General features: G+C 67.3%; 24 protein-coding genes and 7 tRNA genes. 12 read left to right on the plus strand and 19 right to left on the minus strand.

All coding sequences use genetic code 11. The annotated features are described in order from the left end of the window. Window positions 1-12 precede the first annotated feature (12 nt). Both ACZLIF_RS12660 and ACZLIF_RS12665 read right to left on the minus strand, forming a co-directional pair. Entirely contained in the window at window positions 13-816 is an 804-nt protein-coding gene (locus ACZLIF_RS12660) for a TlpA family protein disulfide reductase (protein ID WP_478462634.1), read from the minus strand. Between the two features lie 83 nt (window positions 817-899). Next, complete coding sequence (locus ACZLIF_RS12665) at window positions 900-1,973, minus strand: GlxA family transcriptional regulator (RefSeq protein WP_065182735.1); 1,074 nt, start codon at window positions 1,971-1,973, stop codon at window positions 900-902. Between the two features lie 181 nt (window positions 1,974-2,154). Between ACZLIF_RS12665 and ACZLIF_RS12670 the strand changes: the two genes are divergently transcribed. The 7 genes from ACZLIF_RS12670 to ACZLIF_RS12700 all read left to right on the plus strand — a co-directional run bounded on the left by ACZLIF_RS12670 (window position 2,155) and on the right by ACZLIF_RS12700 (window position 3,492). Beyond that, entirely contained in the window at window positions 2,155-2,553 is a 399-nt protein-coding gene (locus ACZLIF_RS12670; protein WP_128990797.1) for a heavy metal-responsive transcriptional regulator, read from the plus strand. A 110-nt stretch (window positions 2,554-2,663) separates the two neighbouring features. After that, a tRNA-Ala gene (locus ACZLIF_RS12675) sits at window positions 2,664-2,739 on the plus strand. A gap of 54 nt (window positions 2,740-2,793) precedes the next feature. Continuing rightward, window positions 2,794-2,869, plus strand: a tRNA-Glu gene (locus tag ACZLIF_RS12680). Window positions 2,870-3,049: 180 nt separating this feature from the next. Next, window positions 3,050-3,125: transfer RNA gene (locus tag ACZLIF_RS12685), tRNA-Ala, on the plus strand. 49 nt (window positions 3,126-3,174) lie between these two features. Continuing rightward, window positions 3,175-3,250 (plus strand) — tRNA-Glu (locus ACZLIF_RS12690). 42 nt (window positions 3,251-3,292) lie between these two features. Beyond that, window positions 3,293-3,368: transfer RNA gene (locus ACZLIF_RS12695), tRNA-Ala, on the plus strand. A 48-nt stretch (window positions 3,369-3,416) separates the two neighbouring features. Continuing rightward, window positions 3,417-3,492, plus strand: a tRNA-Glu gene (locus tag ACZLIF_RS12700). A 92-nt stretch (window positions 3,493-3,584) separates the two neighbouring features. Here ACZLIF_RS12700 and ACZLIF_RS12705 read toward each other — a convergent pair. Next, window positions 3,585-3,947, minus strand: a complete 363-nt coding sequence (locus ACZLIF_RS12705) for a GNAT family N-acetyltransferase (RefSeq protein WP_128990481.1) — start codon at window positions 3,945-3,947, stop codon at window positions 3,585-3,587. Between the two features lie 77 nt (window positions 3,948-4,024). On the opposite strand from ACZLIF_RS12705, the gene ACZLIF_RS12710 reads away from it, so the two are divergent. Continuing rightward, the gene (locus tag ACZLIF_RS12710) at window positions 4,025-4,981 is read left to right on the plus strand and encodes an SOS response-associated peptidase family protein (protein ID WP_053520435.1); all 957 of its coding nucleotides are present in this window, start codon (window positions 4,025-4,027) and stop codon (window positions 4,979-4,981) included. Window positions 4,982-5,021: 40 nt separating this feature from the next. Here the strand turns inward: ACZLIF_RS12710 and ACZLIF_RS12715 are convergent, their stop codons facing one another. Next, window positions 5,022-5,402, minus strand: coding sequence for a response regulator (locus ACZLIF_RS12715; protein WP_065175312.1), 381 nt, complete (start codon window positions 5,400-5,402; stop codon window positions 5,022-5,024). Window positions 5,403-5,542: 140 nt separating this feature from the next. Between ACZLIF_RS12715 and ACZLIF_RS12720 the strand changes: the two genes are divergently transcribed. Together ACZLIF_RS12720 and ACZLIF_RS12725 are read left to right on the plus strand one after the other, a co-directional pair. After that, window positions 5,543-5,628, plus strand: a tRNA-Leu gene (locus ACZLIF_RS12720). Window positions 5,629-5,833: 205 nt separating this feature from the next. Then, a complete protein-coding gene (locus ACZLIF_RS12725; protein WP_128990483.1) occupies window positions 5,834-7,270 on the plus strand; it encodes a GGDEF domain-containing protein in 1,437 nt (478 codons plus the stop codon). Here the strand turns inward: ACZLIF_RS12725 and ACZLIF_RS12730 are convergent. Beyond that, window positions 7,267-9,102 (minus strand): methyl-accepting chemotaxis protein, encoded by a 1,836-nt coding sequence (locus ACZLIF_RS12730; protein ID WP_128990485.1) that lies wholly within the window; start codon window positions 9,100-9,102, stop codon window positions 7,267-7,269. The genes ACZLIF_RS12725 and ACZLIF_RS12730 overlap by 4 nt on opposite strands. A 425-nt stretch (window positions 9,103-9,527) precedes the next feature. Here ACZLIF_RS12730 and ACZLIF_RS12735 point away from each other — a divergent pair, with 425 nt between their 5' ends. Next, window positions 9,528-10,616, plus strand: a complete 1,089-nt coding sequence (locus ACZLIF_RS12735; RefSeq protein ID WP_128990487.1) for a DUF5694 domain-containing protein — start codon at window positions 9,528-9,530, stop codon at window positions 10,614-10,616. A 9-nt stretch (window positions 10,617-10,625) separates the two neighbouring features. On the opposite strand, the gene ACZLIF_RS12740 is transcribed toward ACZLIF_RS12735, so the two are convergent. The 10 genes from ACZLIF_RS12740 to ACZLIF_RS12785 form a co-directional block, all read right to left on the minus strand. Then, window positions 10,626-10,865, minus strand: a complete 240-nt coding sequence (locus tag ACZLIF_RS12740) for a hypothetical protein (protein ID WP_128990489.1) — start codon at window positions 10,863-10,865, stop codon at window positions 10,626-10,628. A 62-nt stretch (window positions 10,866-10,927) separates the two neighbouring features. Further along, window positions 10,928-13,123, minus strand: a complete 2,196-nt coding sequence (locus ACZLIF_RS12745) for a PAS domain S-box protein (protein ID WP_065175317.1) — start codon at window positions 13,121-13,123, stop codon at window positions 10,928-10,930. Between the two features lie 208 nt (window positions 13,124-13,331). Then, window positions 13,332-15,719, minus strand: coding sequence for a Tex family protein (locus ACZLIF_RS12750; protein WP_111185985.1), 2,388 nt, complete (start codon window positions 15,717-15,719; stop codon window positions 13,332-13,334). A 205-nt stretch (window positions 15,720-15,924) separates the two neighbouring features. Next, entirely contained in the window at window positions 15,925-16,140 is a 216-nt protein-coding gene (locus ACZLIF_RS12755) for a hypothetical protein (RefSeq protein WP_005410085.1), read from the minus strand. Between the two features lie 707 nt (window positions 16,141-16,847). Continuing rightward, the gene (locus ACZLIF_RS12760; protein ID WP_128989252.1) at window positions 16,848-17,285 is read right to left on the minus strand and encodes a hypothetical protein; all 438 of its coding nucleotides are present in this window, start codon (window positions 17,283-17,285) and stop codon (window positions 16,848-16,850) included. 11 nt (window positions 17,286-17,296) lie between these two features. Further along, on the minus strand, window positions 17,297-17,500 hold the full coding sequence (locus tag ACZLIF_RS12765; RefSeq protein WP_074899197.1) for a PspC domain-containing protein: 204 nt from the start codon (window positions 17,498-17,500) through the stop codon (window positions 17,297-17,299). Between the two features lie 63 nt (window positions 17,501-17,563). After that, a complete protein-coding gene (locus ACZLIF_RS12770; RefSeq protein ID WP_128989216.1) occupies window positions 17,564-17,935 on the minus strand; it encodes a YfeK family protein in 372 nt (123 codons plus the stop codon). A gap of 32 nt (window positions 17,936-17,967) precedes the next feature. Next, window positions 17,968-19,041: a class III poly(R)-hydroxyalkanoic acid synthase subunit PhaC gene (locus ACZLIF_RS12775; protein ID WP_053517887.1), complete on the minus strand. Its 1,074-nt coding sequence runs from the start codon at window positions 19,039-19,041 to the stop codon at window positions 17,968-17,970. 3 nt (window positions 19,042-19,044) lie between these two features. Next, window positions 19,045-20,136 (minus strand): class III poly(R)-hydroxyalkanoic acid synthase subunit PhaE, encoded by a 1,092-nt coding sequence (gene phaE / locus ACZLIF_RS12780; RefSeq protein ID WP_128989218.1) that lies wholly within the window; start codon window positions 20,134-20,136, stop codon window positions 19,045-19,047. Between the two features lie 22 nt (window positions 20,137-20,158). Then, window positions 20,159-20,773 carry a CDP-alcohol phosphatidyltransferase family protein gene (locus ACZLIF_RS12785; protein WP_053517884.1) on the minus strand — a complete coding sequence of 205 codons (615 nt, stop codon included), beginning with the start codon at window positions 20,771-20,773 and terminating at the stop codon, window positions 20,159-20,161. Window positions 20,774-21,116: 343 nt separating this feature from the next. Here ACZLIF_RS12785 and ACZLIF_RS12790 point away from each other — a divergent pair, with 343 nt between their 5' ends. Next, window positions 21,117-21,767 carry a class I SAM-dependent methyltransferase gene (locus tag ACZLIF_RS12790; protein ID WP_128989220.1) on the plus strand — a complete coding sequence of 217 codons (651 nt, stop codon included), beginning with the start codon at window positions 21,117-21,119 and terminating at the stop codon, window positions 21,765-21,767. A 98-nt stretch (window positions 21,768-21,865) separates the two neighbouring features. Here ACZLIF_RS12790 and ACZLIF_RS12795 read toward each other — a convergent pair whose 3' ends face one another. The 4 genes from ACZLIF_RS12795 to ACZLIF_RS12810 all read right to left on the minus strand — a co-directional run bounded on the left by ACZLIF_RS12795 (window position 21,866) and on the right by ACZLIF_RS12810 (window position 25,110). Then, window positions 21,866-23,227, minus strand: coding sequence for an MATE family efflux transporter (locus tag ACZLIF_RS12795; RefSeq protein WP_206733981.1), 1,362 nt, complete (start codon window positions 23,225-23,227; stop codon window positions 21,866-21,868). Between the two features lie 115 nt (window positions 23,228-23,342). Further along, window positions 23,343-23,975 carry a DUF2239 family protein gene (locus tag ACZLIF_RS12800; protein WP_128989222.1) on the minus strand — a complete coding sequence of 211 codons (633 nt, stop codon included), beginning with the start codon at window positions 23,973-23,975 and terminating at the stop codon, window positions 23,343-23,345. A gap of 93 nt (window positions 23,976-24,068) precedes the next feature. Then, window positions 24,069-24,557 (minus strand): NUDIX hydrolase, encoded by a 489-nt coding sequence (locus ACZLIF_RS12805; protein WP_053517878.1) that lies wholly within the window; start codon window positions 24,555-24,557, stop codon window positions 24,069-24,071. Between the two features lie 40 nt (window positions 24,558-24,597). Continuing rightward, window positions 24,598-25,110 carry a DUF1249 domain-containing protein gene (locus ACZLIF_RS12810; RefSeq protein WP_053517876.1) on the minus strand — a complete coding sequence of 171 codons (513 nt, stop codon included), beginning with the start codon at window positions 25,108-25,110 and terminating at the stop codon, window positions 24,598-24,600. Window positions 25,111-25,204 lie beyond the last annotated feature (94 nt).

Consider the following 25,204-nt stretch of genomic DNA (forward strand, 5'->3'; position numbering starts at 1 on the left):
TGCCAGCGCAGGCTACCGCAGCCGGCGCAGTTTGTGTTCAAGCCCTGCCATGGTCAGTTCACCCAGATGCAGCTCCTGCAGGCGTCCGTCAGCATCGAAGAACAGGGTGGAAGGATACGCCTGCACCCCGAGCGCCGCAGATGCGGCAGCATCGTCATCCAGCAGCACGTTGCGCAGCTGCAGGCGTTCGCCGGCAATGAAACCCTGGACCTCGTCCAGACTTTCTCCCTGATTGAGGAACACGAACCGCACATCGTCATGTGCGTCCTGCGCGGCTGCCAGCACGGGCATTTCACGTCGGCACGGACCACACCACGTTGCCCATAGATTCACGACCACGGGTTTCCCGCGGAACTGCTGCAGATCGATGACACAGCCCTGCAGGTCCATCACCTCCAGCCTGGGCAGCGGCATATGCCGCGCCTGCCACCCGGACACGCCGTGAGTGGCTGCGCCCCACAGCAGCGTACCTGCCAGCGCTGCTGCCAGTACCGGCCGGCGCAGCGCGGGATGTCCACGCAGCCGCCACAATCCCCACGCCAACGCAGCCATCAGCACGACGACCAGGTGGTATCCGCCATCGGTGATCTGCAGAACGCTCCATGGCGAGTCGCGATACAGCGCCGCATTGACGGCGACGAAGCTGATGCGGCCACACAGCAGCCCCACCAGCAGCATATCCAGCACCATGCCGGCCGCCGAAGGCTGCGGTCCCTGCGCACGGCGACCGGGCCAGAGCCGGGCGATCGTCATCGCAATCAGTACACAGATCAGAATCAGAACGACCGGCATCGGCACCGGCCCAACGCTGGACATCATTCCACCCACTCAACGATCGACTGACCGCATGGTCGAAGCGTCGCGCCTGCGATGCAAGCGCGACGACCGACCGTCAATCGTCAAGCCGCGCTGCGCCCCATCTGAATGCCCGGCGTCGGCGCCGGCGCCAATCCGCGCAGGCTCCCTGCCACGGAGGGCAGCAGCGGGCGTTCGCGGCGCTTGTTGCTGACGTGACGTCGATAGTTCGCCGGCGTCATGCCGACGATGCGCAGGAACAGACGCCGGAACGCACTCTGATCGGCATAGCCGACCCCCCAGGCCACCTCATCGATACCCGCCCCCTGCTGCAGCAATGTCTGCGCCTTGGCCACCCGCAGTCGCTGGCAGTATTCGATCGGACGCAGCCCGGTCGCTCTGAGGAAGCGGCGCTGCAGAGTGCGCGGCTCCAGCCCGGCCACTTCGCAGATCGAAGCAAGCGTGGCGCCGCGCGCCGCCGTGGTGTGCAGCCAGCGCTGGGCCTTCAGCACGTCGCGGTCCCCATGGGCGAAGTTGGCGCTGAAGCGCTCCAGATCCTGCTGGATCGGTTCCGGAACGGTGATCGCGAGCTGCGTGGCCACCGCGCTGGCCACGCCCTGACCGAACAGCCGGTGCAGCAGTCGCAGGCCGAGAAAGCGCCATGCCTGCACACCTGCGACGGTCAGCAGATCACCATCGTCCACCAGTGCGCGTTCGCTGGGTACCCAGCTGACAGCCTGCGCCACCAGTCCGGGATGGCGGCTGAGATCCGGACCCGACACGGTCCGGCCCGCCAGCAGGCCGGCCCGGGCCAATACGCTCACCCCATCCGCCGCGGCCGCCAGCAGACTGCCGCCGTCGTAGTGCGCGCGGAGCCAGTCGAGCAGGATTTCATCGGTACGAAGAGAGGCCGTCGAACTGACCTGGCCCGGAACCGCGATCACCGCGGGAATGGCCGCGTCCAGCATGTCCGCGCCCGCGATGCGATGTACCCCGCTGCGGCTGGCCGGCACGATCCAGCGGGTCACCAGCACCCGCTTGAACGGGCGCCGCTGCTGCTGCGCCACGCGATTGGCCACATGTGCCATTTCAGCCAGTACCGATGCTGCCGACGGGTCGCCACCGGGGTACTCGACCACCCCCACTTCAACGAACCCCTCGCTCCTGATTCCCTCCACGGTGCACCTCCTCGGTTCTGGCCAGCGAATGACCGGTTCAGGTGCAGGGTAGAAAGTGCTCCATCGGCGAGGCTATGAAGAAAGTTGCAAAGTGCACTGGATGCGTATCTCACACATCGCATTGACCCTGGACCAGACTCAAGGCTTCAGAATGGCGACCGGAAACCCGAGGAATTCCGCCATGAACATTGGTCAGCTGGCGCGCCGGGCCGGCGTCCCGATCGATACGGTCCGCTACTACGAGCGCCAGCAGCTGTTGCCCACCGCGGCACGTTCGGCCGGTGGCTACCGCATCTTCGGCGAGCAGGACCTGCGTCGCCTGCGTTTCATCCGCCGTGCGAAGGCGCTGGGTTTCGGCCTGGAGGAGATCGCTGAACTGCTCGCACTGAGCGACCAGCACCAGCACGACATGGGCAGCGTGCGTGACACCGCACGGACGCGCCTGCGCGACATCGAGCAGCGCATGAACGAACTGCAGCGCATGCATGCGGCACTGTCGCAACTGGTCGAGGCCTGCCCTGGCCACGGTGCGCTGGTGCACTGCCCGATCCTGGCGGCGCTGACCGAAGACGGCGAGTGACCAGGCACCCGGCGGAACGATGGCGCACCCGGCCGCGGACGTGAAGAAAAGTGCAACAAATGCTTGCCAACCCCAGGGGGCATCGCTATTATTTCGCTCCTCAGCGACGTGGGGCCATAGCTCAGCTGGGAGAGCGCCTGCATGGCATGCAGGAGGTCAGCGGTTCGATCCCGCTTGGCTCCACCAATCTTTCGGCATTAGGCCGTCGAAAGGTCGCTAAAGAACATTGATGAGAATTGCGTCCCCATCGTCTAGAGGCCTAGGACATCACCCTTTCACGGTGGCGACCGGGGTTCGAATCCCCGTGGGGACGCCACTCATCACGAACAACGAGGACCCGGCCGATAACCGGGTCTTTTTTGTTCACCGCCAACCGGCATTCAGGTTGTGGCGTCACGGTGGTCTCCCGGATCGTATGCGGGGCGCCGGAACGAAAGAAGCTCAAAAGGCTTCCACAAACGTGAACACGCAGGTATGATAGGCGGCTCGGTAACACGGGGCCATAGCTCAGCTGGGAGAGCGCCTGCATGGCATGCAGGAGGTCAGCGGTTCGATCCCGCTTGGCTCCACCACTTTCGACATTAGGCCGTCGAAAGTTCTACAACTTGAAGTTTTTCGTGCGTCCCCATCGTCTAGAGGCCTAGGACATCACCCTTTCACGGTGGCGACCGGGGTTCGAATCCCCGTGGGGACGCCAGTTTCAAAAGGACCCTGCTCCCGGCAGGCATCCTGGTTTCATGGGGCCATAGCTCAGCTGGGAGAGCGCCTGCATGGCATGCAGGAGGTCAGCGGTTCGATCCCGCTTGGCTCCACCACTTTCGACATCAGGCCGTCGAAGGTTCTACAACTTGAAGTTTTCGTGCGTCCCCATCGTCTAGAGGCCTAGGACATCACCCTTTCACGGTGGCGACCGGGGTTCGAATCCCCGTGGGGACGCCAATTTCTGAAAACCCTGGCTTCGGCCGGGGTTTTTCTTTTCAGAAGCGTCGATACATTCCGATCGAGGCTGGCGCCGTCGGCGCGAATCCGTACTACGCATACAACCGATGTGCCTCGCCATCGGCGAGCAGGCTCACATAGGCCGAAGGCGGAAGGTTGGCCTGCATCCATTCGTCCAGACGCCGCATCACCTCCTTGCCCAGTCCCTGCCCCTGCAACCGCGGCAGCACGGCGATATCGCAGACCTGCAGGTGGCAGCCGCCATCGCCGACGATCCGGCCCATCGCCACCAGCTCACTGCCCTGATAGGCGCAGACACCGAACAGAGTATTGGGCAGCGCACGTGCAGCCGCTTCGGCGGTCTTGGCGCTGAGCCCGGCCAGCGCCCGGAGCTGGCAATAGGCCTCGACCGTGGGCACGCCTTCACGGAAATGGCAATGGGCCGGATCGTTCATGCGGAATCTCCCTGAGTGTCAGGCTATCCTGCCGCATCCGCGTCGCAGCCGCCGCGACCCACCCCGACAGATATCGCATGTGCTACTCCGCTTTGATCCGGGCCGACTACGCCAAGCTGGTGCGCGAGTTCGGTGCCGTGCTGTCGCTGGAGGAGTTCGCCGCGCTGTACGCGTACGACCCCGGCAAAAAGCAGCCCAGGACGCCCAAGGCCATGGATGACGGCTTCGCTGGCGCGCGCACGGAGCTCGGCCGCGACATCGTGGCCCGGATCCAGCGGTGGCATGCACAGGAGCAGGCCACGCTGGAAGCCGAGCTGGCCCAGCAGCGCGAACGCCGCGACATCGCAATCGCAGCCCTGGCCACCCGTCCCACACTGAAGGCGCGCAACGAGCTGCGCATCGCCGGCAACCGCATCGATCGCGCGCAGACCCGGCTCGACGACCTGCATCGCGTGCAGCTGCTGCCTCGCGACAACCGCATCTTCCCCGGCACCTACGCGCCGGTGATGGTGAGCGAGAACGGGCAACGGGTGATCAAGCCGATGCGCTACCGGTGCCGTCTGCCGGATGCGCCCGCGCGCAACGACGTGCTCTATCCGGGCAGTTACAACGCCCGCCGTGACAGCCTGGAAGGCTACTGGCGCGGCGCTTTCGGGCAGCGTCATGGCGTGGTCGTCATCCAGGCCTTCTACGAGCATGTGTCCCGGCACGCGGTTGGCGGACGCGCACCGGCCCCTGATGACAGGACGGGAGATGTGGTCCTTGAGTTCCGCCCCGACCCGCCCCGCGACCTGCTGGTAGCCTGCCTCTGGTCCGAGTGGGACGGCCCCGAAGGACGCCTCCTCTCATTTGCGACCATCACCGATACGCCGCCGGCCGATATCTCCGCCGCCGGCCATGATCGCGGCATCGTGCCGATCCGGCCCGAGCACCTCGATGCATGGCTCAATCCGGAACCTGGCGATCTGGCCAGCCAATACCGCATCCTCGACGATCGCGAGGAGATCCGTTACGTCTTCGAGGAGTCCGCCTGAGCACGCACTGCGGCCGGATCGTCCGGGCACCGCGCCTGGATCAGGCGCGGGCGCTGGAATGCCCGACCGCGCGGGCCAGCGCCTGCGACAGCTCCGCGGACAGGTAGGGCTTGACCAGCAGCACACCCGACTGCATGGCCTGTGGCAGCTGCTCCGCCGACATGCCGGTCGCGAGCACGAAGGGCACGCCGCGGGCGGCCAGCGCCGCCGCGACCGGCTCACTGGTTTCCTGGTGGGCCAGGCGATAGTCCAGCAGCGCCACGTCCGGCGTGGATTCTTCCAGCAGCCTCAGCGCTTCGCCGACGCTCGCAGCCAGCCCCACCACCTGTGCACCGGCCTGCACCAGTTGCATCTGCAGCAGGGCCGCGCTCATCTCGTCGTTCTCGACCACCAGTACCCGCAGGTCCTGCAACGCCGCCATCGATTCCCGCTCCTGTGCATATCACGCCGGCGCAGTATAGCGATCACGGGGGCAATGCCGGCAGATTCGGCCGCAATCGTCCCGCGCCGGGCAGCCTCTATGAAAGTGCGCTCGACCTCGGGTAAAATCACCCGCTGCCTGCCGGTGTGGCGGAATGGTATACGCAGCTGACTCAAAATCAGCCGGGGGCAACCCCATGAAGGTTCGAGTCCTTTCACCGGCACCATGCATCAAAGGCCAGGTCCACGACCTGGCCTTCTGCATTTCCGGCCCGTCACCTGCGTCGCCCCTCCCGCGCGGCGACCGCCCAGCGCCGCCGCCGTGCGCGCCGCAGCTGACAACGTTGCCAGCAGGCCAACGCTGCGGAATTCTTGCAAGGCGCATGCGCATCTGCCTATCGTGACTGGCCGTACCTGGGGGCGGGGGAATGCATGACGTTGCCGGCTGCACTGTTTTTTCTGGTCACGCATGCATTCGTCGTCGGCCTGGCAGGCCCTGGAGATCCGGTGGGTTCGTTCCTGATGTCAAGCGCCGCGCCGCTGCTGGCGGCCATGGCATGCGTGCGCCGTGCGCGTGACAGCCACGCCGCCTGCAAATGGAGGACCTTCGCTTTCGCCGTCAGCCTGTTTCCGGTCGCACTGCTGCCACTGCTGTTTCCAGGCATCACCGATGCCTGGCCGGCGCAGGTCGCACTGACATCGTTGATCCTCTACGTGTTCTATCGCATCCCGCTGACCTACGTGGCCGCCAGCGCTGACAGCCGGAACCGCCATGTCCGCAGCGTCGACCTGTCGATCATCGGCCTGCTCTGGCTGCTGTACTACACGCATGCGCAATCGACTGCGCAGCTGGATACCGCGCTGTGGACGCATGGCCTGAACGCCATCAGCACCACGCAGAACAGCCTGCTGTTCAGCTTCGCGCTGATCCGCTACCTGGCCGAGGACAACGCAGATCGCCGCGACTTCTTCCGCACCCTCACCCTGTTCCTGCTCGGCTACTTCCTGATCGAGCAGTACGTCAGCCGGTATCGGCCGCAGACCCCGGACGGCGGATGGGCAGATCTGCTCATCAGCGGCCTGTTCCTGCTGCTGGCGGTGATCGCCGGCAGTCCGCGGCGCAGGACCGCGCCGCCTGTCCCGCGCAACCTGCGGCGTTTCGTCGAGGCCAGCGTGCCGTTGATGCTGCCGCTTCTGCTGATGCTGGTCGCATTGCTGATGGCGCGCACGAACCAGACGATGGCAACGGTGGGCTTCATCGGCGCCATGCTGGGCTATGCGCTGCGCAGCGTGCTGAGCCAGGTGGACATCCAGCGCCAGCGCGACGACCTGGCAGCGCTGGCCCGGCGCGACCCGCTGACCGGGCTGGGCAACCGCCGCAGTTTCGATGAATCGCTGCCGGGTGCCCAACGGCGCGCGCGGCGCCAGGGCCTGGGCCTGGCGGTGCTGATGATCGACATCGACCACTTCAAGCGCCTCAACGATACCTACGGACACCCGGAGGGCGATCGCCGCCTGCAGGCGGTGGCCGCGATCATCGATGGCTGCCTGCAGCGCGGTGACGACCTGCTCGCCCGCTACGGCGGCGAGGAATTCATCGCTGCGCTGCCTTCCTCCGACGTGGCCCATGCGATGGCCATGGGCGAGCGCATCCGCGTGGCGGTCGAAGACGCCGCGCTGCCGTCCGGCCCGTCCAGCGTAACCGTCAGCATCGGCGTGGCATGGTTGGCTGCCGATGCTCGGCAGGAACCGGACAGCGTGGTCGAACGTGCGGACCAGGCCCTGTACCGGGCCAAGCGCGCGGGCCGCAACTGCGTCCGCGGCGAGGCTTTGCCGGAACGTACAGCGGCCCCTGCCCTGCGCGCCTAGACCACGCGCAGGGTCGGCACGCCATGCTGCAGGGCAGCGCCGCCCGCCGCCCCCTGCACACGAAATCCGGCGACGGTCTGCAGCAGGTGGGCCGACTGTTCTTCCATGCTGCGCGCCGCGGCAGACGCTTCCTCGACCAGCGCCGCGTTCTGCTGGGTTCCCTGGTCGATCAGGTCCACCGCGTGGTTCATCTGCTGGATGTCATCGCTCTGCTGCTGCGAGGCGCTGCTGATCTCGGTGACCAGGTCACTGACCCTGCGCACGTTGAGTACGATCTCGTCCATCGTGCGGCCAGCACTTTCCACCTGCGCAGTACCCGCACCGACATTGGCCACCGATGTGTCGATCAGCTGCTTGATCTCCTTGGCGGCGCTGGCCGAGCGCTGCGAAAGTTCGCGGATCTCGGTGGCGACGACCGCGAACCCGCGGCCGTGCTCGCCGGCACGGGCCGCCTCCACGGCAGCGTTCAGCGCCAGGATGTTGGTCTGGAATGCGATGCCGTCAATCACCCCGATGATGTCGACGATGCGACGCGAGGAGGCGTTGATCAAGGCCATCGTCGCCACCACCTCGTGCACCACGCTGCCGCCACGCGCAGCCACCTCCGCTGCGCCGCCGGCCAGCTGGCTTGCCTGGCGCGCATTGGCCGCCGTGCGCTGCACCGTATCGGCCAGGCCCTTCATGGACACGGCGGTTTCTTCCAGCGAGGCCGCCTGCTGTTCGGTGCGCTGCGACAGGTCGCTGTTGCCCTGCGCAATTTCGGTCGCGCCGACCGCGATGGTATCGGCAGCGAACTTGATCTGGCCGATGATGCCCGCCATGGCTTCGACCAGCGCGTTGACGCCATCGCACAGCTCGGCGATGGGGCCACTCTTGTCGGCAATGGCGACGGTGCGGGTCAGGTCGCCCTGCTTGGCCGCCGCCACGACCTCCCGGGTCTGCGCCACCGCACGCTGCATGGCCTGGTTCTCATGCACCTGCGCGGTGATGTCGGTAGCGTATTTGACGACCTTGAAGGGCCTGCCGTTGCCATCCAGGATGGGGTTGTAGGAGGCCTGGATCCAGATCTCGCGGCCGCCCTTGCCGAGCCGCCGGTACTGCCCGGCGTCGTACTCGCCGCGCCCGAGCTTTTCCCAGAACCGGCGGTACTCGAGGCTGCCGCGAAGCTCGGGCTCCACGAACAGCGCATGGTGTTGGCCGCGCACTTCTTCCAGGCTGTAGCCGGTGGCGGCGAGGAAGTTGGCGTTCGCCGAGAGAATGTGCCCGTCCAGGCTGAACTCGATCACCGCCTGCGACTTGTCGATGGCGGCAAGCTGCCCCGCCGAGTCGGCGGCCTGCAGCTTCTGCGCGGTGATGTCGGTCGCGAACTTGACGACCTTGAAGGGCCGGCCCTGCGGGTCCAGCACCGGGTTGTAGGAGGCCTGGATCCAGATTTCGCGCCCGCCCTTGCCCAGCCGTCGGTACTGTCCGGCGTCGAACTCGCCACGTCCCAGCCGGGCCCAGAAGTCCCGATACTCGGCGCTGGACGCCTGATCGGGATCGACGAACAGCGAATGATGCCGGCCCTGGATTTCGTCCAGACGATAGCCCACCGCCTGCAGGAAGTTGTCGTTGGCCTGCAGGATGGTGCCATCCAGATCGAATTCGATCACCGCCTGCACGCGATGCAGTGCGGCCACCTGGGCGGCCAGCTCGGCATGACCGCGGTCGGTGTCGACCCTGCCGGGCCGAGGCTGTCCCGCCAGCGCCCCCAGCAGGGAACGCAACGGCGACCAACGGGTGTGCAGCTCGGCCGGCGCCTGCGCGCCCGCCGTGAGGCCTGGAATGAGCATTGTCTGATCCTCGGTGTCCGGTAAGCGGCTGCGATCCGTCAAGCGGGATGCCCGACGGCAACATCAATTGCTTGGACTACAGGTGCCGGCAGGCACCTCTCGAGCAACGGGCAAGAACATCTGGGGGCGGGTGCGATCGACATCCGGGAGCGGCGGAACACACTGCGCGGGCCGCCCGACAGGGCAGCCTGGGGTCCTGCAGCGGGTGACGGGAGCGGGATCCAGTGAGGTTATCGGCACCTCCGTTCCGGGCTTTAGGCCCCTCCGCAGCGGGCCCTGTCCAGCCCCCTCCCCCTGCAGCGCCTGACGGGCCCCTAGATGCAGCCTGCAACGAAAAGGTTGCCATGACCATCGGGGCTGTCGGCAAGGGGGGGGGACAGGCAAGGATGCGCCCACCACGGACCGTCCATCGACACGGAGATCGCATGTTTTCACGCCTGGCTGCTCTTTTCGCCCTCGGCCTGTGCAGCAGCGGCGCGCTGGCCGCCGATGCAGGCTATCGGCCGAGTTTCAATCCCGCACAGCTCAAGGGCCCGCCCGCCGGCCGCGTCAACGAAGTGCTGGTGCTGGGTTCACCGCACCTGTCCGACCTGCCCCCGACCTTCCAGCCGGCAATGCTGGAGCCGCTGCTGCAGCGCCTGCAGGCATGGCGGCCAACGGCGATCGCCGTGGAGAACCTGTCCGGACTGCAATGCGATTTCATGCGCCGCAATCCCACCCGCTATGCCGAGAGCGTGGAAAGTTACTGCGTCGATCCTGCACCTGCCCAGGCCGCCACCGGTCTGGATGTTCCAGCGGCCAACGCCGAAGTCGATCGCGTACTGGCGGCATGGCCCGCTACACCGACGCACGCACAGCGTCGCCGGCTGGCCGCACTGTTCCTGGCCGCAGGTGAGAACGGCTCCGCGCTGGTGCAGTGGCTGCGCCTGCCGGCGCAGGAGCGTCGCGCCGCAGACAGCCTGTCACCGCAACTGGTGCAGTTCCTCGACAAACGCGCCGTGCGACGCAACGAAGTCAGCCTGATCGCGGCCGAGCTTGCCGCACGCCTGGGCCTGGAACGCCTGTGGGCAGTCGATGACCACACCGCTGATTCGCCCACCCCTGCGGCACTGGAGAAGGCGGCTGGCGAAGCCATCATGAACGCCTGGAACAATCCCGCCAGCAAGGCACGACGGGCCGCCGATACGGCCCTGCACGCCGAACTCGGCAGCACGGATGGCCTGCTGGCGCTCTATCGGAACTACAACGCGCCCGACACCATCGCCCAGGTCTACAACAGCGATTTCGGCGCGGCCCTGGTCGAACCATCGCCAGAAGGCTTCGGCCGCAACTACGTCGGCTACTGGGAAACCCGCAACCTGCGCATGGTCGCCAATATGCGCGAGGTGCTGGGCCAGCACCCGGGCACCCGCATGCTGACCCTCGTCGGCGCCTCGCACAAGGGCTACTACGAGGCCTACCTCAACCAGATGCACGACGTGCGGCTGGTTGATGCCAACAGCGTGCTGGACTGAGCGCCAGGGCTAGCAGGGGGCCGGCGCATCGCCGCGCCGCGACCGCCACAGCAGCACGCAGGCGACCACGATCGCACCCAGGGTCAGTATCAGCAGCACCACCACGCCGCCCTGTAGGGTGGGCAGCAGCGCCTGCGCCCGGGCATCGCCGTGCAGTTGCTCCAAACGCAGGCAGGCGGCTACCGCCAGCCACCAGCCGACCATCGCCGGCGCGAAGGCACGCAGGGCATCCGGGGTCCAGAAACGCATGTCGTTCTCCAACGGGGTGGGTGTGCGCGCAGTATTCGCGGCCGCCCTCTCACAGACTGAGATCAGCCGCCACCGGCGTCGCTGTCCACGCCCTCAGCCGGCCATTCGCCGGCTTCCCCCTGCACCTGCACGTTGTTGCGTCCCATTGCCTTGGCCCTGTAGCACTGCGCATCGGCCGCAGCCACGGCCTGGTCCACCCCCATGCCGCCCAGCAGCGGCGCGATGCCGATGCTGGCGCCCACCCGCAGGCGGTGCTGGTCCCAGGGAATGGAGAGGCTGGCCAGGGTCTGCAGCAGTTCGCCGCCGATCCGCGCCGCGCGGCGCGGCGTGCAGCCGGACAGGATCACCGCGAACTCGTCCCCGCCCAGCCGGGCCACCACGTCCGAATCGCGCACGCCGTGGCGCAGCACGCTGGCCACCGCCCACAGCACCGCATCGCCGGCCAGGTGGCCCCAGGTGTCGTTGACCGGCTTGAAGCGGTCCAGGTCGATGTACATCAGCGATGCCGCCTGGCCTGTCCGCTCGACCCGGGTGATGGCCTGCTGCAGATGGACTTCGAACCCCCGCCGGTTGCTCAGTTCGGTCAGCGGATCGATCTCCGCCAGCTGGCGCGCTTCGCGCTGCCGTGCACGCTGCTGGGTATCATCGCGCAGCACCCACACCGCACCGCGCACATGGCCCTCATCGTCGCGCAGCCAGGCGCGGGTCAGGTCCACCGGCACCGTCGCCGTGCCCAGCCGCAGCAGCAGGTCGGCATGCAGGTCGACCGCGTTGCTTTCCGGGTCCAGCAGTACGGCCACGTCCAGCATCGAGCCGGGGGCGTACTCGGTGGTCAGTTGCAGCACGTCCTGCACCCTGTAGCCGGCCAGCGCCTGTGCGCCGTCGCCGGCCAGCATGCGCACGGCAGCGGCATTGGCATATTCGATGCGGCCCTCCAGGCTGACGCTCAGCACCAGGTCGGCGACGGCGTCGAGGGTGATGCGGCTGCGCTGCTCGCTTTCAAACAGGCGCTGTTCACTGCTGCGTTGTGCGCTGATGTCCTGGATCTGCGAGACGAAATGCACCGGCTCACCGCGTTCGTTGCGCACCAGCGATACCGACAGCCGCGTCCAGATCACCCTGCCGTTGCGATCGAGAAAGCGCTTCTCCAGGTGGTAATGGCTGCACCGGCCTGCCAGCAGGTCCTGCACCAGGGCCAGATCGGCCTGCAGATCGTCCGGATGTGTCAGCCGCTGGAAATCGACCTGCAGCAGCTCCTCGCGCGCATAGCCCAGGATGCGGCACAGCGCGTCATTGACATCCAGCCAGCGCCCTTCCAGCGAAACCAGCGCCATGCCGAGCGCAGCCGAGGTGAAGGCGCCTGCGAACTTCTCCGCCGCCATGCGTGCTTCCGCACGTGCCTGCAGGATCTCGGTGATATCGATGGCCATGCCGACATAGCCGATGCGCGTGCCATCGGCGCCGTCCATGCGGCTGATCGAAAGCCGCACCTGGCGTTGCCGGCCATCCTTGCGCAGCAGCGTCCATCGCCGCGAATAGGTCTGCCCTTCGGCATGCGCACTGAGGGCCTCGAACACATCCGGCAGGTGACCCTGCGGGTCGGCCAGCGGTTGCAGCCAGGCCTTCAGCTCATCCGGCTCATGGAAGGCATCCAGCCGCCGCAGGCCGACCACCTCGGCGGCGCTGTAACCCAGCAGGCGCTGCGCCCCCGTGTTGAACAGGGTGATGGTGCCATCGGTATCGGTCGCGATCACCGCGACGTCGTCGGAGGCGTCCACCACCGACTGCAGGCGCTGGCGGCTCTCGGCCGCGTCCTGTCGTGCCTGCTGCAGCTCGGTGACGTCGGCGTGGGCACCAGCCATCCACAGCGGCCGCCCCTGACCGTCCCATTCGAACACGCGACCGCGGTCATGGACCCAGATCCACTGGCCGTTCTTGTGGCGCATACGCACCAGGCAGGCGTAGTTGTCGCTGCGCCCGTCGAAATGCTCCTGCAGCGCGGTATCCGACAGCGCGATGTCGTCCGGATGCACCAGTGCCGCGAAGGTCTTCTGGCAGATCGGCTCCAGCTCTTCCAGCCGGTAGCCGACGATTTCGGCCCAGCGCGCGTTGACCCGCATTTCGCCGGTCTGCACGTTCCACTCCCAGGTGCCGGCAGCGGTGCCTTCGATGATCATCGCAAGCCGCCGACGCTCTTCGGCCAGCGCATGCAGACGGCGTTCGAGCAGATCGTTGCTGTTGTTGCCCTGACCCGCCATCAAGCCCTTCTCCGTCCCGCGCAGGCGTGCACGGGCCGCAGCAATCCGCTGCAGCTGTCACGGAATCGGACGGGGCGTGCTGGCGTCATGGTCCTCCCCAGCGACAGCGGGTCGGCCACACGCCTCCCCAGATGCGCAAGTGTGCGCAATCACGGGGAAAATCGACAAGTCCCCCGCCCCGGTTCAACCGTGACGGGGGACACGCTCCTCAACTGCGCTTGGCGCGGGCGAAGGCTTCAGCCAGTGCGTTGTTGGCCGGGGCTGCCGATGGGGCGGGCCGACCGCCGTTGCCCTGGCCCCGCCCCGGGCTCCGGCCCGGCCCGACTGCGTCACGCCGCGGCCCTTGTCCCTGACCACGCTCGTCACGGCTGCCGGGGCGGCTGGTGGCCTGGCCGGGGGTATCGTCCAGGCGCCGGGTCAGCGCGATGCGCTTGCGCGGCACATCCACCTCAAGCACCTTCACCTTGACGATATCGCCAGCCTTGACCACGTCGCGCGGGTCCTTCACGAAGGTGTCGGAGAGCGCCGAAATGTGGATCAGGCCGTCCTGGTGCACGCCGATATCGACAAAGGCACCAAACGCGGCGACGTTGCTGACCACGCCTTCCAGCACCATGCCCTCGCGCAGGTCCTTGATGTCTTCCACGCCCTCGGCGAAACGTGCGGCCTTGAACTCCGGGCGCGGGTCACGGCCGGGCTTTTCCAGCTCCCTGAGGATGTCGCGCACCGTCGGCACGCCGAAGGTCGCATCGGTGAACTGCTCGGCCTTCAGCCCACGCAGGAAGCTGCCATCGCCGATCAACGCCTTGATCGGGCGCTGGGTACTGGCGACGATGCGCTCGACCACCGGATAGGCTTCCGGATGCACGGCGGACGCGTCCAGCGGCTCGTCGCCGTCGGCAATGCGCAGGAAGCCGGCACACTGCTCGAAGGTCTTCTCACCCAGCCGGGCGACTTTCAGCAGGTCCTTGCGGCGCTTGAACGGACCATTGTCATCGCGATGGCGCACGATGTTCTCGGCCACCGTCGCCGACAGGCCGGACACGCGCGACAACAGCGCGGCCGAGGCGGTGTTCACGTACACCCCGACCGCGTTCACGCAGTCCTCCACGCGGGCGTCCAGCGCGCGCGCCAGGCGGTACTGATCGACGTCATGCTGATACTGGCCCACGCCGATGGCCTTCGGTTCGATCTTGACCAGCTCGGCCAACGGATCCTGCAGGCGGCGCGCGATCGACACCGCGCCGCGCAGCGACACGTCCAGGTCCGGGAACTCCCTGGCTGCGAGCTCGGAAGCCGAGTACACCGAAGCACCGGCCTCACTGACCACCACCTTCTGCAGCTTCGGGTTGCCGACCGCCTTGATCGCTTCGCCGGCCAGCTTGTCGGTCTCGCGGCTTGCGGTGCCGTTGCCGATCGCGATCAGTTCCACGTTGTGCCGGGTACACAGCTGCCTGATCGTCTGCAGCGACTGCTCCCACTGGCGCCGGGGCTCGTGCGGATAGATCGTCTCGGTGGCGACCAGCTTGCCGGTGGCATCGACCACTGCGATCTTGCAGCCGGTGCGGATGCCTGGATCCAGCCCGAGCACGGTCTTCGGGCCCGCCGGCGCAGCCAACAGCAGATCCTTCAGGTTGTCACCGAACACGGTGATCGCGTCCGCTTCGGCCTTTTCGCGGGCCTGGTTGAACAGATCCAGCAGCAGGTGCATGTGCAGCTTGGCACGCCAGGTCAGGCGGCAGGCATCGAGCAGCCAGCGGTCGGCGGCACGGCCCTGGTCGGCGATGCCGGCCTTGCGGGCCACGCGCCCCTCTGCGTACTGATGGCCTGCCTCGGCATCGCTGCCCGGGTCCAGCTCCAGGTACAGGATCTCCTCGCGACGCGCGCGGAACAGCGCCAGCAGGCGATGCGAGGGAATTTTCGCCAAGGCTTCGGCGTGCTCGAAATAGTCGCGGTACTTGGCGCCCTCGGTCTCCTTGCCCTCGGCCACGCGGGCGCGGATCACGCCGTGTTCGCCCAGCCAGGTGCGCAGCTCGCCCACCAGTGCGGCATCTTCCCCCCAGCGCTCCATCAGGATCGCCCGCGCGCCCTCCAGCGCCGCCTTGGTATCGGCCACGCCCTTGTCAGCATCGACAAAGCTGGCCGCGAAGGCCTGAGGGTCCTGCGTCGGATCGGCGAGCAGTCCATCGGCCAGCGGCTCCAGGCCGGCCTCGCGGGCAATCTGCGCACGGGTACGGCGCTTGGGCTTGTACGGCAGGTACAGGTCCTCCAGCCGGCTCTTGGTATCGGCGGCGAGGATGTCGTTGCGCAGTTCGTCGCTGAGCTTGCCCTGCTCGTCGATGCTGGCCAGCACCGCCGCACGGCGGTCTTCCAGTTCGCGCAGGTAGGTCAGGCGCACTTCGAGATTGCGCAGCTGGGTGTCGTCCAGGCCACCGGTCACTTCCTTGCGGTAGCGGGCGATGAACGGAACGCTGGCACCTTCGTCAAGCAGGCCGACCGCGGCGCGCACCTGGCTGGGCTGGGCACCGATTTCCTCGGCGATGGTCTGGGCGATCTGCTGGGCGAGCGCGCTCTGGGCGTTCTTGGCGTCGTGCATTGCTTCAGGTCTGTGCCGCGTTACGGGAAGACCCCATTCTGGCAATCCGCGACGGAGCCGGACAAGGCATTGACAGCAGACGGGGTTCAGCGGCGTGGCCGGTCTGGACGCCGGCATCCTGGCAAGGGGGGCTCGGACTGGCCCGGGGCTGGGATGCCGGCGCGGGCGCGCGATGGTGGGCGCGCCCTGCCGCGTGTTGCGAGGGTCAGCGGTAGTGGCGGGCGGCGCGCTGCATGACGATTTCGTCACGCATGCCTTCCAGTGCCATCAGCCTGACCTTGCCGACACCCTGCAGTTCCATGAACCGCTCGGTGTAGAACTCCGGCCCCAGCGCGGTGTCGGCGCGCGATTTGCTGAAGCCATAGGGCACCACGCCCTTCTCGCCATCCTTGCTACCACCGACATAGAGAACGATTGCCATGTGATGTATTCCTCCAAATTGCTACTGCGTACTGCACTCGATGAGCGATGCTGCGAGCCCATCGGAGAGGAGCTTACCGCGTCGTACCTGACTGGAACGTCACGCAGGCTAATGACGATCGGTTGCATGCAGATGACGGCGGGATCGCAGCAGAATGCTTACGGATCTTTAACTTCCAGCTAACGAATTCCAAGGGAATTCCCGCCAACGGCGCAGCCCCTCGCGGGCGGTCGTGTAACGCGTTTCATGTGATTGGGCCGGGCGGGGTGGGTTCGCGGGACACGCCGTAAACCCGTCCCTGGGGGCTCGATGGCGCCATCCATGGCGCCAACGGTCCCGCGAACCCACCCCGCCCGGCCCCTGACAGTTCTTCGGGCACGTTCACCCACGGAAAAGAAAAAGAAGATCGAAAGCAAAAGCAGCCTGGCCGGCTGCATTTTGTAGAGCCGAGCCCACGCTCGGCTGCTTTCAGGTCAGTCCACGAAGCCGAGCGCAGGCTCGGCTCTACACGAGCACGTGCAGCGGGCGACCGGCTTCTGCTGTTCTTTCTTCTTTTCCGTGGGTGGTGCAGGCCACAGCCCTCTATCAGAGGGCGGTCGGGTTGGGGTCGCGGGGGTGTCCGCGGCATGGATGCCGCGGCCAAGCCCCCAGGGAACGGCTCACGGCGTCCATTGCCGCCCACGAGGGGCTGTGCCGTTGGCTGCAGACTACGGCCACCAGCCGTGCCCGAACCGGGCGTAATGATCCGCCGCCCGCTCGAACGGGTTGCGCGCACTCACCCCGCCGCACAGCAGGTACACCGGCAGGTACAGCGGCCCCAGCACCAGGTACTGGTAGACGTGCGCGCGCTCATGGTCGTCCAGCCGGATCAGCGGCTCCGCCCCCCACCCCGCCTGATGCGCATAGGTCCGGCACGGCATGGCCAGATCATGGCCGGTATGCAGGATCACGTTGCCCAGGGTGATCGCCCCGCCGGGACCCCAGGGCCAGCGGTCGAACACCAGCGCGCAGTCAAGGCCGCTCCAGCGCACCGTCGCACCTCCCAGCAGCCCGGCCAGGCCTCCGACCAGGCCGATCAGCGAATTGGGGACGGTCCAGGCTGCACCCAGCACCTGCAAGGCACGCAGCCAGATCGGCCGGACCATGGCAGGACGGTTCAATCGGCCTCGTTGGGAATCAGCAGCCACAGGATCAGATAGACCAGGATGCCGGGGAATGCCGCCGATGCCAGCGACACCAGTACGAAGACCACCCGCAGCAGCGTGGAATTCCAGCCGAAGCGATGCGCGATGCCGCCCATCACCCCGGCGATCATCCGGTCGTTCAGCGAGCGCGACAACGTGCGGGGCGCGGTACTCATGGCGGATCCTCCTGGCAGTGCATAAAGCAGTCGAACAGGGCTCGACTCTACACCGCCCCCTGTCTACGGCGTGCGTTGGCGCAGCGCCTGCAGCCGGGCGCTGAACCATGCGGCCGACGCCTGCTCCGGTTGCCCGGGGCACTGGATGCGGTAGGCCTTGCCGCTCATGCTGCTCTGGGTAGCGGCGCGTTCGATGAACTGCTCGGCGCTCTCCACCAGGTCCTTCTTCAGCAGGTAGTCGTACTTGCGCTGCAGGTGCGCGCGCGCACTGCTGCCGTCGTACCAGCGGCCGTTGCGCTGGAAACGGCACTGGGAGCCGTCCAGGCTGGAGATCAGCTGCGCGATTTCGCCGCGCGCTACGGGGCCCGGGGCCGCAGGGGCCCATGCAGGGGTCAGCAGCAGCGCTGCAACCAGCAGTGATTTGTGCGACAGCATCCTTGGCTCCAGCCCGTCCAGAGCGCCTGAGACTAGCCCTTCCCGTCCCGGGCCTTCAACCAGCCATCAATCGTAGCTGGCACTTCGCGCTGCGCCCGTCCGGACACGTAGATTCCAATATGCCCCCCGCGGAAACTGGACTCGGTGTAGTCCTCCGTGCCCAGGCGCCCCCGCATCGCGCGCGACGCATCCGGTGGCACCAGATGGTCCTGCTCGGCATAGATGTTCAGCACGGGCAGGGTCACCTGCGACAGATCCACGGCTTCCTCGCCGATCCGCACCGTACCGTTCACCAGCGCGTTGTCCTGGTAGAACTGCTTGATGAAGTCGCGGAACGCCTCGCCCGCCAGATCCGGCGAATCGAAGATCCATTTCTCCATGCGCAGGAAATCCTCCAGCGCGGCCTTGTCATCGAGGATGTCCAGCAGGCCCACGTACTTCTGCACGTTCAGGCGGAACGGCTTGAGCATCAGGTAACTGGCATTCATCAGGTCGGCCGGGATGTTGCCCAGCGTGTCCACCAGCAGGTCCACGTCCACCTGCCGCGCCCAGTGCGAGAGCATGTTGTCGGCGGTGTGGAAATCAACGGGCGTCACCATGGTGATCAGCTTGCCCAGCTTCTGCCGGCGCAGCGCCGCATAGCACAGCGCGAACACACCGCCCTGGCAGATGCCGAGCAGGTCCACCGGGCCGCCGCTGCGCGCGCGCAGGGCATCCACCGCGCCCTCGATGTAGCGCAGCAGGTAGTCCTCCAGCGTCTGGAACCGTTCGGATCGATCCGGGTAGCCCCAGTCCAGCACGTACACGTCCTGCCCCAGTGCCAGCAGCTTCTGCACCAGCGAGCGATCGGCCTGCAGGTCAACCATGTAGGGGCGGTTGACCAGTGCGTAGACGATCAGCAGCGGCGTCCGCCGGGTCGGTGCCTGTTCGCCGACGAAGCGATAGAGCACCACCTTGCCATCACGCCAGACTTCCTCGCGGGCGGTCACCCCGTAATCGACATCTTCCACCTGTGGCAGCAGCTTCAGCCCTTCCATCAGCTTGCGCTGCATGGCCAGGGTCTCCTGCATCAGGTCATCGGCATTGAAGCCCAGAGGTCCCTTCATCGGTCATGTTTTCCGCGAGGAAGTACGGGATGTCGCCTTCCTGGCTGGCGCACGCTTTGCAGCAGCCTTCTTGACTGCAGCCTTCTTGACTGCCGCCTTCGGCGTTGGCGCGGCCTTCTTCGCGGCCACCCTGCGAGTGCCAGGCTTCACCCTGGCCGGGGCTGGCTGTGCGGCCGGATCCACCGTCGCCGTGCCCGCCAGCACCGTCACCTGTGCCTGCAGGCGACGCAGGCTGCGCTCCAGCTCGGCAATGCGACGGTGCGCGGCATCCATTTCGGAACGGGTCGGCAGGCCGATCCGCTCGCTTACCTGCTCCACTTCGCGCTGCAGCCCAGCGCGCAGGCGCATCTGTGCGTTGCCGAGGTCGGCATAGACCTGCTGGAACGGCTCGGACAGGGCCACCTTGGCGTAAGCCTCTTCGGCCGCCTCGATCCACAGGTCGAACATCGCCCGCGCGCTGGTCAATTGGCTGCCGGGCTGCTCATGCTGGGCCAGCCGCTGCTCGAACAGCTCGAAGGCCTCGTCCAGCGCCTGCCGGATCTGTTCGACATAGGCGCGTGACTGCTGCTGGTAATCCTCCTGCGCGCGCAGCAGGGCCTGCCAGCGCGCCTGGTGTTCACGGCCGGGACCGAAGGCGGGGCTCTGCAGCCACGGGCCCGCCTGCAGCTGCCATTGCTGCAGCCAGTTGGCGAACTCCGGCAACGAACCGCCGGCCTGGGTGCTGCCGCGCGCGCCCTGCAGCATCCATTGCAGCAGGCCATCCCCCTGGCCCTGCACTGCCTCACGCCAGGCCTGTGCCACTTCTGCGCTGCTGGCGTCGCGTCCGGCGAAGCGGCTGGCGACCTCCTGCATCGTGCCGTACCAGCTGCCCGCCTGCTCGCGGAACCGGCGCACCGCGTCCTCCGGCGCACCCGGCCCCTGCTCGGGCAGCATCTGGCTCCAGCCGTCAAACAGGCGCTGCCAGTTGCCGGCATCGCCGCTACCCGGCGCACCGGCGGCGGAGGCATGGCGCAGGGCATCGCCCCAAGCCCCGAAATACTGCCGGGCCAGAGTCTCGAAACCGCTGCTGCCGGCGTCATGGGCCGAACTGGTCATCGCAGGCCTCCGCGGGATGCCGTCATGGCTTGGGAATACGCAGGGTCTTGCTGATCATCAGCGACCCGGACAGGGCGAACAGCAGCACCATCGGATGCAACTGCCACGGACCCAGCTGCCATTGGCCAAGCCAGATGTCCGGGCCGATCGCGTCGGTACCCGCCGCGATCGCCAGCACGATCACCAGCACCAGGCTGGTCGGGATCGGGGTGCCCTCGAAAAACTTCACCTTGCCCTCGTCGCCGGCCAGCGCCTCGGCAGTCACGTTGTAGCGGGCCAGACGGCTGACGCCACAGCAGACGAAGTAGCTCAGCACCAGCCAGTCCCACCCGCCCTGCATGCCACAGGCATAGGCCAGCGCGGCCGGGGCCACGCCGAAGGAGATCACGTCGGACAGCGAATCCAGCTCGCGGCCCAGCGTCGAACTGGATTTGCGCCAGCGCGCGATGCGGCCGTCCAGCGCGTCGAAGATGAAGGCCAGCGGGATCAACGCCATGCCGAACAGCAGGTAGCCACGCTCGCCATCCTGCAGGAAGCGCATGGCGGCGAACACCGCGCCGGTGCCGCAGAAGGCGTTGGCCAGGGTGAACCAGTCCGCCAGCTGGAACTCGCGCAGCATCGAGAAGTGACGTTTCATGAAGTCTCACGGGGCATCAAGGGCCACAGGTTACCGCGAGCGCAGCCGCTGGCGACAGCACGGCCCGCGTTCCCCCTTCACCGGTCGCTCACGCATCGTCACCAGCGGTGAATTTTTCGCCACCCATCTTGACAGCCTAGGGGGGTGGCGCCTGTCGAGGCTTATCCACAAAGTTGCCCACGCGTAATCCACACCCCCTGTGGACAACCCGTTCTCACCGACTGCGACGGTGGACATTTGCTCATCACTTCTGGCGGGGTTTCCGCCCTTCCCAAGCCGGCTCTCTGGCGCTATGGTCAGCGGCGGACCCGCCGTCGCCACGTCCTGATCCCCTCACCGGACGATGCCGATGCTGGACGCAGCCACCCTGGCCGCTCAACTGCGGATGCCCCATGGCGACCACGCCCTGGACGTGGCCGACGCGATGAACCGCAGCAATGGCGGGCTCAACCAGGCCGCCATCCGCCTGCTCGCGACCGCTGCAGGCGAGAGCGTGCTGGAAATCGGCCCGGGCAATGGCGCGTTCGCGCCCCTGCTGCTGCAAGCGGCCAACAGCCGCTACCTCGGTATCGAACTGTCCACCGCCATGGTTGCGGCCGGCAACCAGCGACTGGCCTCGACCGGCCTGGGTGATCGCGCGGAAGTGCGCCATGGCGACGCCCACGCCCTGCCCGTCACCGATGCCTGCATGGACGCGGCGCTGAGCGTAAACACCCTCTACTTCTGGCCGAACCTGGCGCCGGTGCTGGACGAACTGGCGCGGGTGCTGCGCCCTGGCGGCCGCCTGTGCCTGGCGTTCGGCGATGCCACTTTCATGCGCGGTCTGCCGTTTGCCTCGACCTTCCACCTGCACGAACTGGAGGCGGTGGAACGCGCGCTGCGGATCTCGGGCTTCCGTGTTTCGGCCTGGCGGGCACACCGTGAAACCGCGGAAGGCAACGATGGCCAGCAGCGCGAGAAGCACTTCCATCTGCTGCTGGCGCACCGGCAGTGATCGTTTTCCGTCGGGGATGGCCCGGCGCTACCTCAAGGATGCCGGCCCGGTAGCGCCGGGCCATGCCCGGCGGGCGCAGCGGCCAGGCGCCCAGGCGCTCAGCCGGCAATCCGGCGCCGCCAACCGGCGAAGCAGAACAGCTGCAGCACCAGCATCATCACCAGTCCCAGCGGCCAGGCCCACCACAGTCCCGCCAGGCCATGCCGCGCATGCAGCCAAGCCGCCAGCGGCAGTTCCAGCAGCACGATGGCCGCCATTCCGAGCAGCGCCGGCCACACGACCGTGCCGCTGCCGCGCATCACGCCCACCAGCACCGAGGCGCCGCCCATTGCCAGCACGCCCCAGGCCACCGTGCGCAGCTGCTCTGTCGCCAGCGCGCGTACGTCCGGTGCGTCCAGGATCAGGCCGACCAGCCACGGTGCCGACAGCATCACCAGCCCCACCACCGCAGCCAGCAGCCCGCCCCCCAGCCACGCACCGGTGCGGGCGATCGCAGGCAGCCGCGCCACGCGCCCTGCGCCCATCGCGTGCGCAGCCAGTACAGTGGCGGTGATGCCCAGCGACATCGCCGGCAGCTGCACCCAGCTCATCAGCTGGTTGACCGCGCCATAGGCGGCGGTCGCCAGGTAACCGTGCCGGTTGATCCAGCCCAGCAGTACGATTTCGGCAACGGCCAGGCTGAGCATCTGCAGCGACGACGGCACCCCGATCCGCAACATTGATCGCGCCGTGCCCGCATCCACGCGCACCGCACGCAGCAGATCACGATCGGGTGCCAGCGGATGCCCCTGTCGGCGCCAGCGCCACGACAGCCAGGCCAACGCCAGCGTGGAAGCCAGCACCGCGGAGAATGCGGCGCTGGCTGCTCCCATCCTCGGCAGGCCTGCAGCACCGACGATCAGCAAGGGTGTACACAGCAGGCCGATCAAGGTAGCGATCAGCAACGCGTGCAGCGGCGACATCGCATCGCCCACCGCGCGGCTGACCGACGTTGCCAGCCAGAGCAGGAAGATCACCGGCACGCCGCCCAGCATGATGCGCGCGTAGGCGATGGCCTCACCCAGGATCGGCGCCGGTGTGCCGAGCGCCTGCAGCAGCTGTGGTGCGAACAGGATACCGACCACCATCACCAGCAACGACACCGCCAGCATCAGCGCGACCGCCGTTCCGGCGACCCGCCGCACCCGCACCACATCACCGCAGCCCCACGCCTGCCCGATCAGCACCGTGGCGCCCGTAGCCAGGCCCATTGCCAGGGCCAGCAACAGGAAGAACATCGGAAACACCGCTGCCGCCGCGGCCACCGCATGCGCACCGAGCAGGTGGCCGAGGTAGACGTTGTCAAGCGTTCCAGACGCCAGCTGCAGGGCGTTGGTCAACAGCATCGGCAGCAACAACCCGAGATAGGCGCGCCACAGGGAGGGCGCCACAGGCGGTGCGGACAGTGATGGGGGATTCATGGGCATTCCATGGGCAAGGCGTTGCCCTGCCCGGCCAAGGGGCCAGCAGGAGACGCAGGTGGGAGGAGTGATGGCCCGCGGTCAGCGCGGCCGCTTGCATCTGCGGAGCGGCAGGTCAGTCGTCGGTGCTGCCGGCAGGTTCGTCGAAGGCCAGGCGCAAAGCGTGACTGCGTACGTCGACGGGCCAGCTTTCCAGCACGGCCTGCAGGCGCGTGCGGTCATGCGCGAACAACGCACGCGTGGCTTCCTCGAAGCCGGGCAGATCGCCGCCGATGGTCTGCAGGAAGTGATACGCGCGTTCGGCGTTGCGGCGCTGCCGGTCCAGATCGGCACCGGTCCGGCTGGCCGCTTCCACCAGCCGCCGCAGCGCCACCGAGGCGCCGCCCGGCTGTCCGGCCAGCCAGGTCCAATGACGCGGCAGCAGCGTGACCTCGCGTGCAACCACGCCCAGTTTCGGTCGCCCACGCCCGCGCGCCACCACCGGTTCATCGGTGGCCGCCGTCTGCACATCGGCGTCCGGGTGTGATGCCGGGAAGGCCTGGGCGATACGCGCCAGCAGCTGCGCGACGCTGCCACGCGTGTCGAAATCCCGGGTCAGGCCGGTGGCGTTGTCGAACACCAGCAGCGGACCGGCAGCCGCATCGGCACGCAGCTGCCTGAGTGCCAGCGCGGCGACGTCCGGCATACCGGAAGCGACAAGTCGATGACCGTCGAAGCAGCTGAACGGCGGAAGGGGAGCATTGGACATGGCACGGGCACCGGGACGATGCGGAAATATTACCCGGGCAATTTTATGGCGTCAATATTCCCCGGGTATTAATCCACGCTGCCTCGACGCGGTTCACAGCCGGCTGAACGACCAGCTTTGCATGCGTCCGTCCTTGTAGGGCATCACCCCGTGGAATGGACGCGGGTCCGCATCGAACACCAGCGGCAGGAAATTGCGGTCGCCCTCCCACATCGGCAGCGTGTCGAGCTTGTCCAGGTCCACCCACTCCAACGTGCCCTCATGGTTGCCGCCATGCGGGCTGCCTTCAAAGCCGTCGATCACGAACACGAACCCGAACCAGTCCTCACCGTGCTTGCCGAAACCCGGCCAGCTGATGGTGCCGCGCAGGCGCATCGAGGTGCACGCGATGCCGGCTTCCTCTGCGATTTCGCGGCGCATGCCGGCTGCCACGTCCTCGCTCGGCTCGATCTTGCCCCCCAGGCCGTTGTACTTGCCCAGATGGTGGTCGCCGGGGCGGGTATTGCGATGGATCATCAGCACCTGGCGCCCGTCGGGCGAAAGCACATAGCCCAGGGTGGCGACGATCGGGGTATACGGCATGGCGGCATCCGGCGGCAGGTCAGCCCCGGATTATGGCCGATCAGCGCACCAGCGACAGGCGACGCTCGCCATCGGCTGCCGCGCTGCCGTCCGGATCGCGACGCAGGGTGGCCACGCCATGGCCACGCTCGGCCAGGTATTCCAGCCACTTGCCGAGGAAGGTGTTCATCCGCATGCGGTGGCTGATCAGTTCGGCCGGCGGCGGATACAGACCCATGGTGTCCTGCCAGCGGCGGCCGACGTAGCAGTGGGTGGTTTCAGCCTGGCGTGCGTCGCGGTACAGGCGCACATAGGCCGACGGGTCCGGCTCGCCGGTCACCGGGTCGGCCAGGTCGTAGGTCAGGCGCAGTTCGACGGTGTAGCGATGGCACTCGATCACGTCCAGGCGCACATCCAGGCCATCACCCACCGAAGAGATGTAGCTGCCCGCAACCAGCTCGGCCGGTGCGAACAGGCGCACCAGGTGCCGGTAGTTTTCCGCATACAGGCCCATGAGCCAGCTCAGCCGGCTCAGGCGGGGAATGCGTTCGGTGCGGGGCAAGGCTCGGGCCATGGGTCGATCCTACACGTTGGTGGTTCAACGTGGGGGCGGTTCACGCCGCAGCCAACCCACCGGCCGCGATCGTCCCTGTCCAGCCACGCGCCGA

The organism is Stenotrophomonas sp. 2201_Sma, assembly GCF_056486685.1.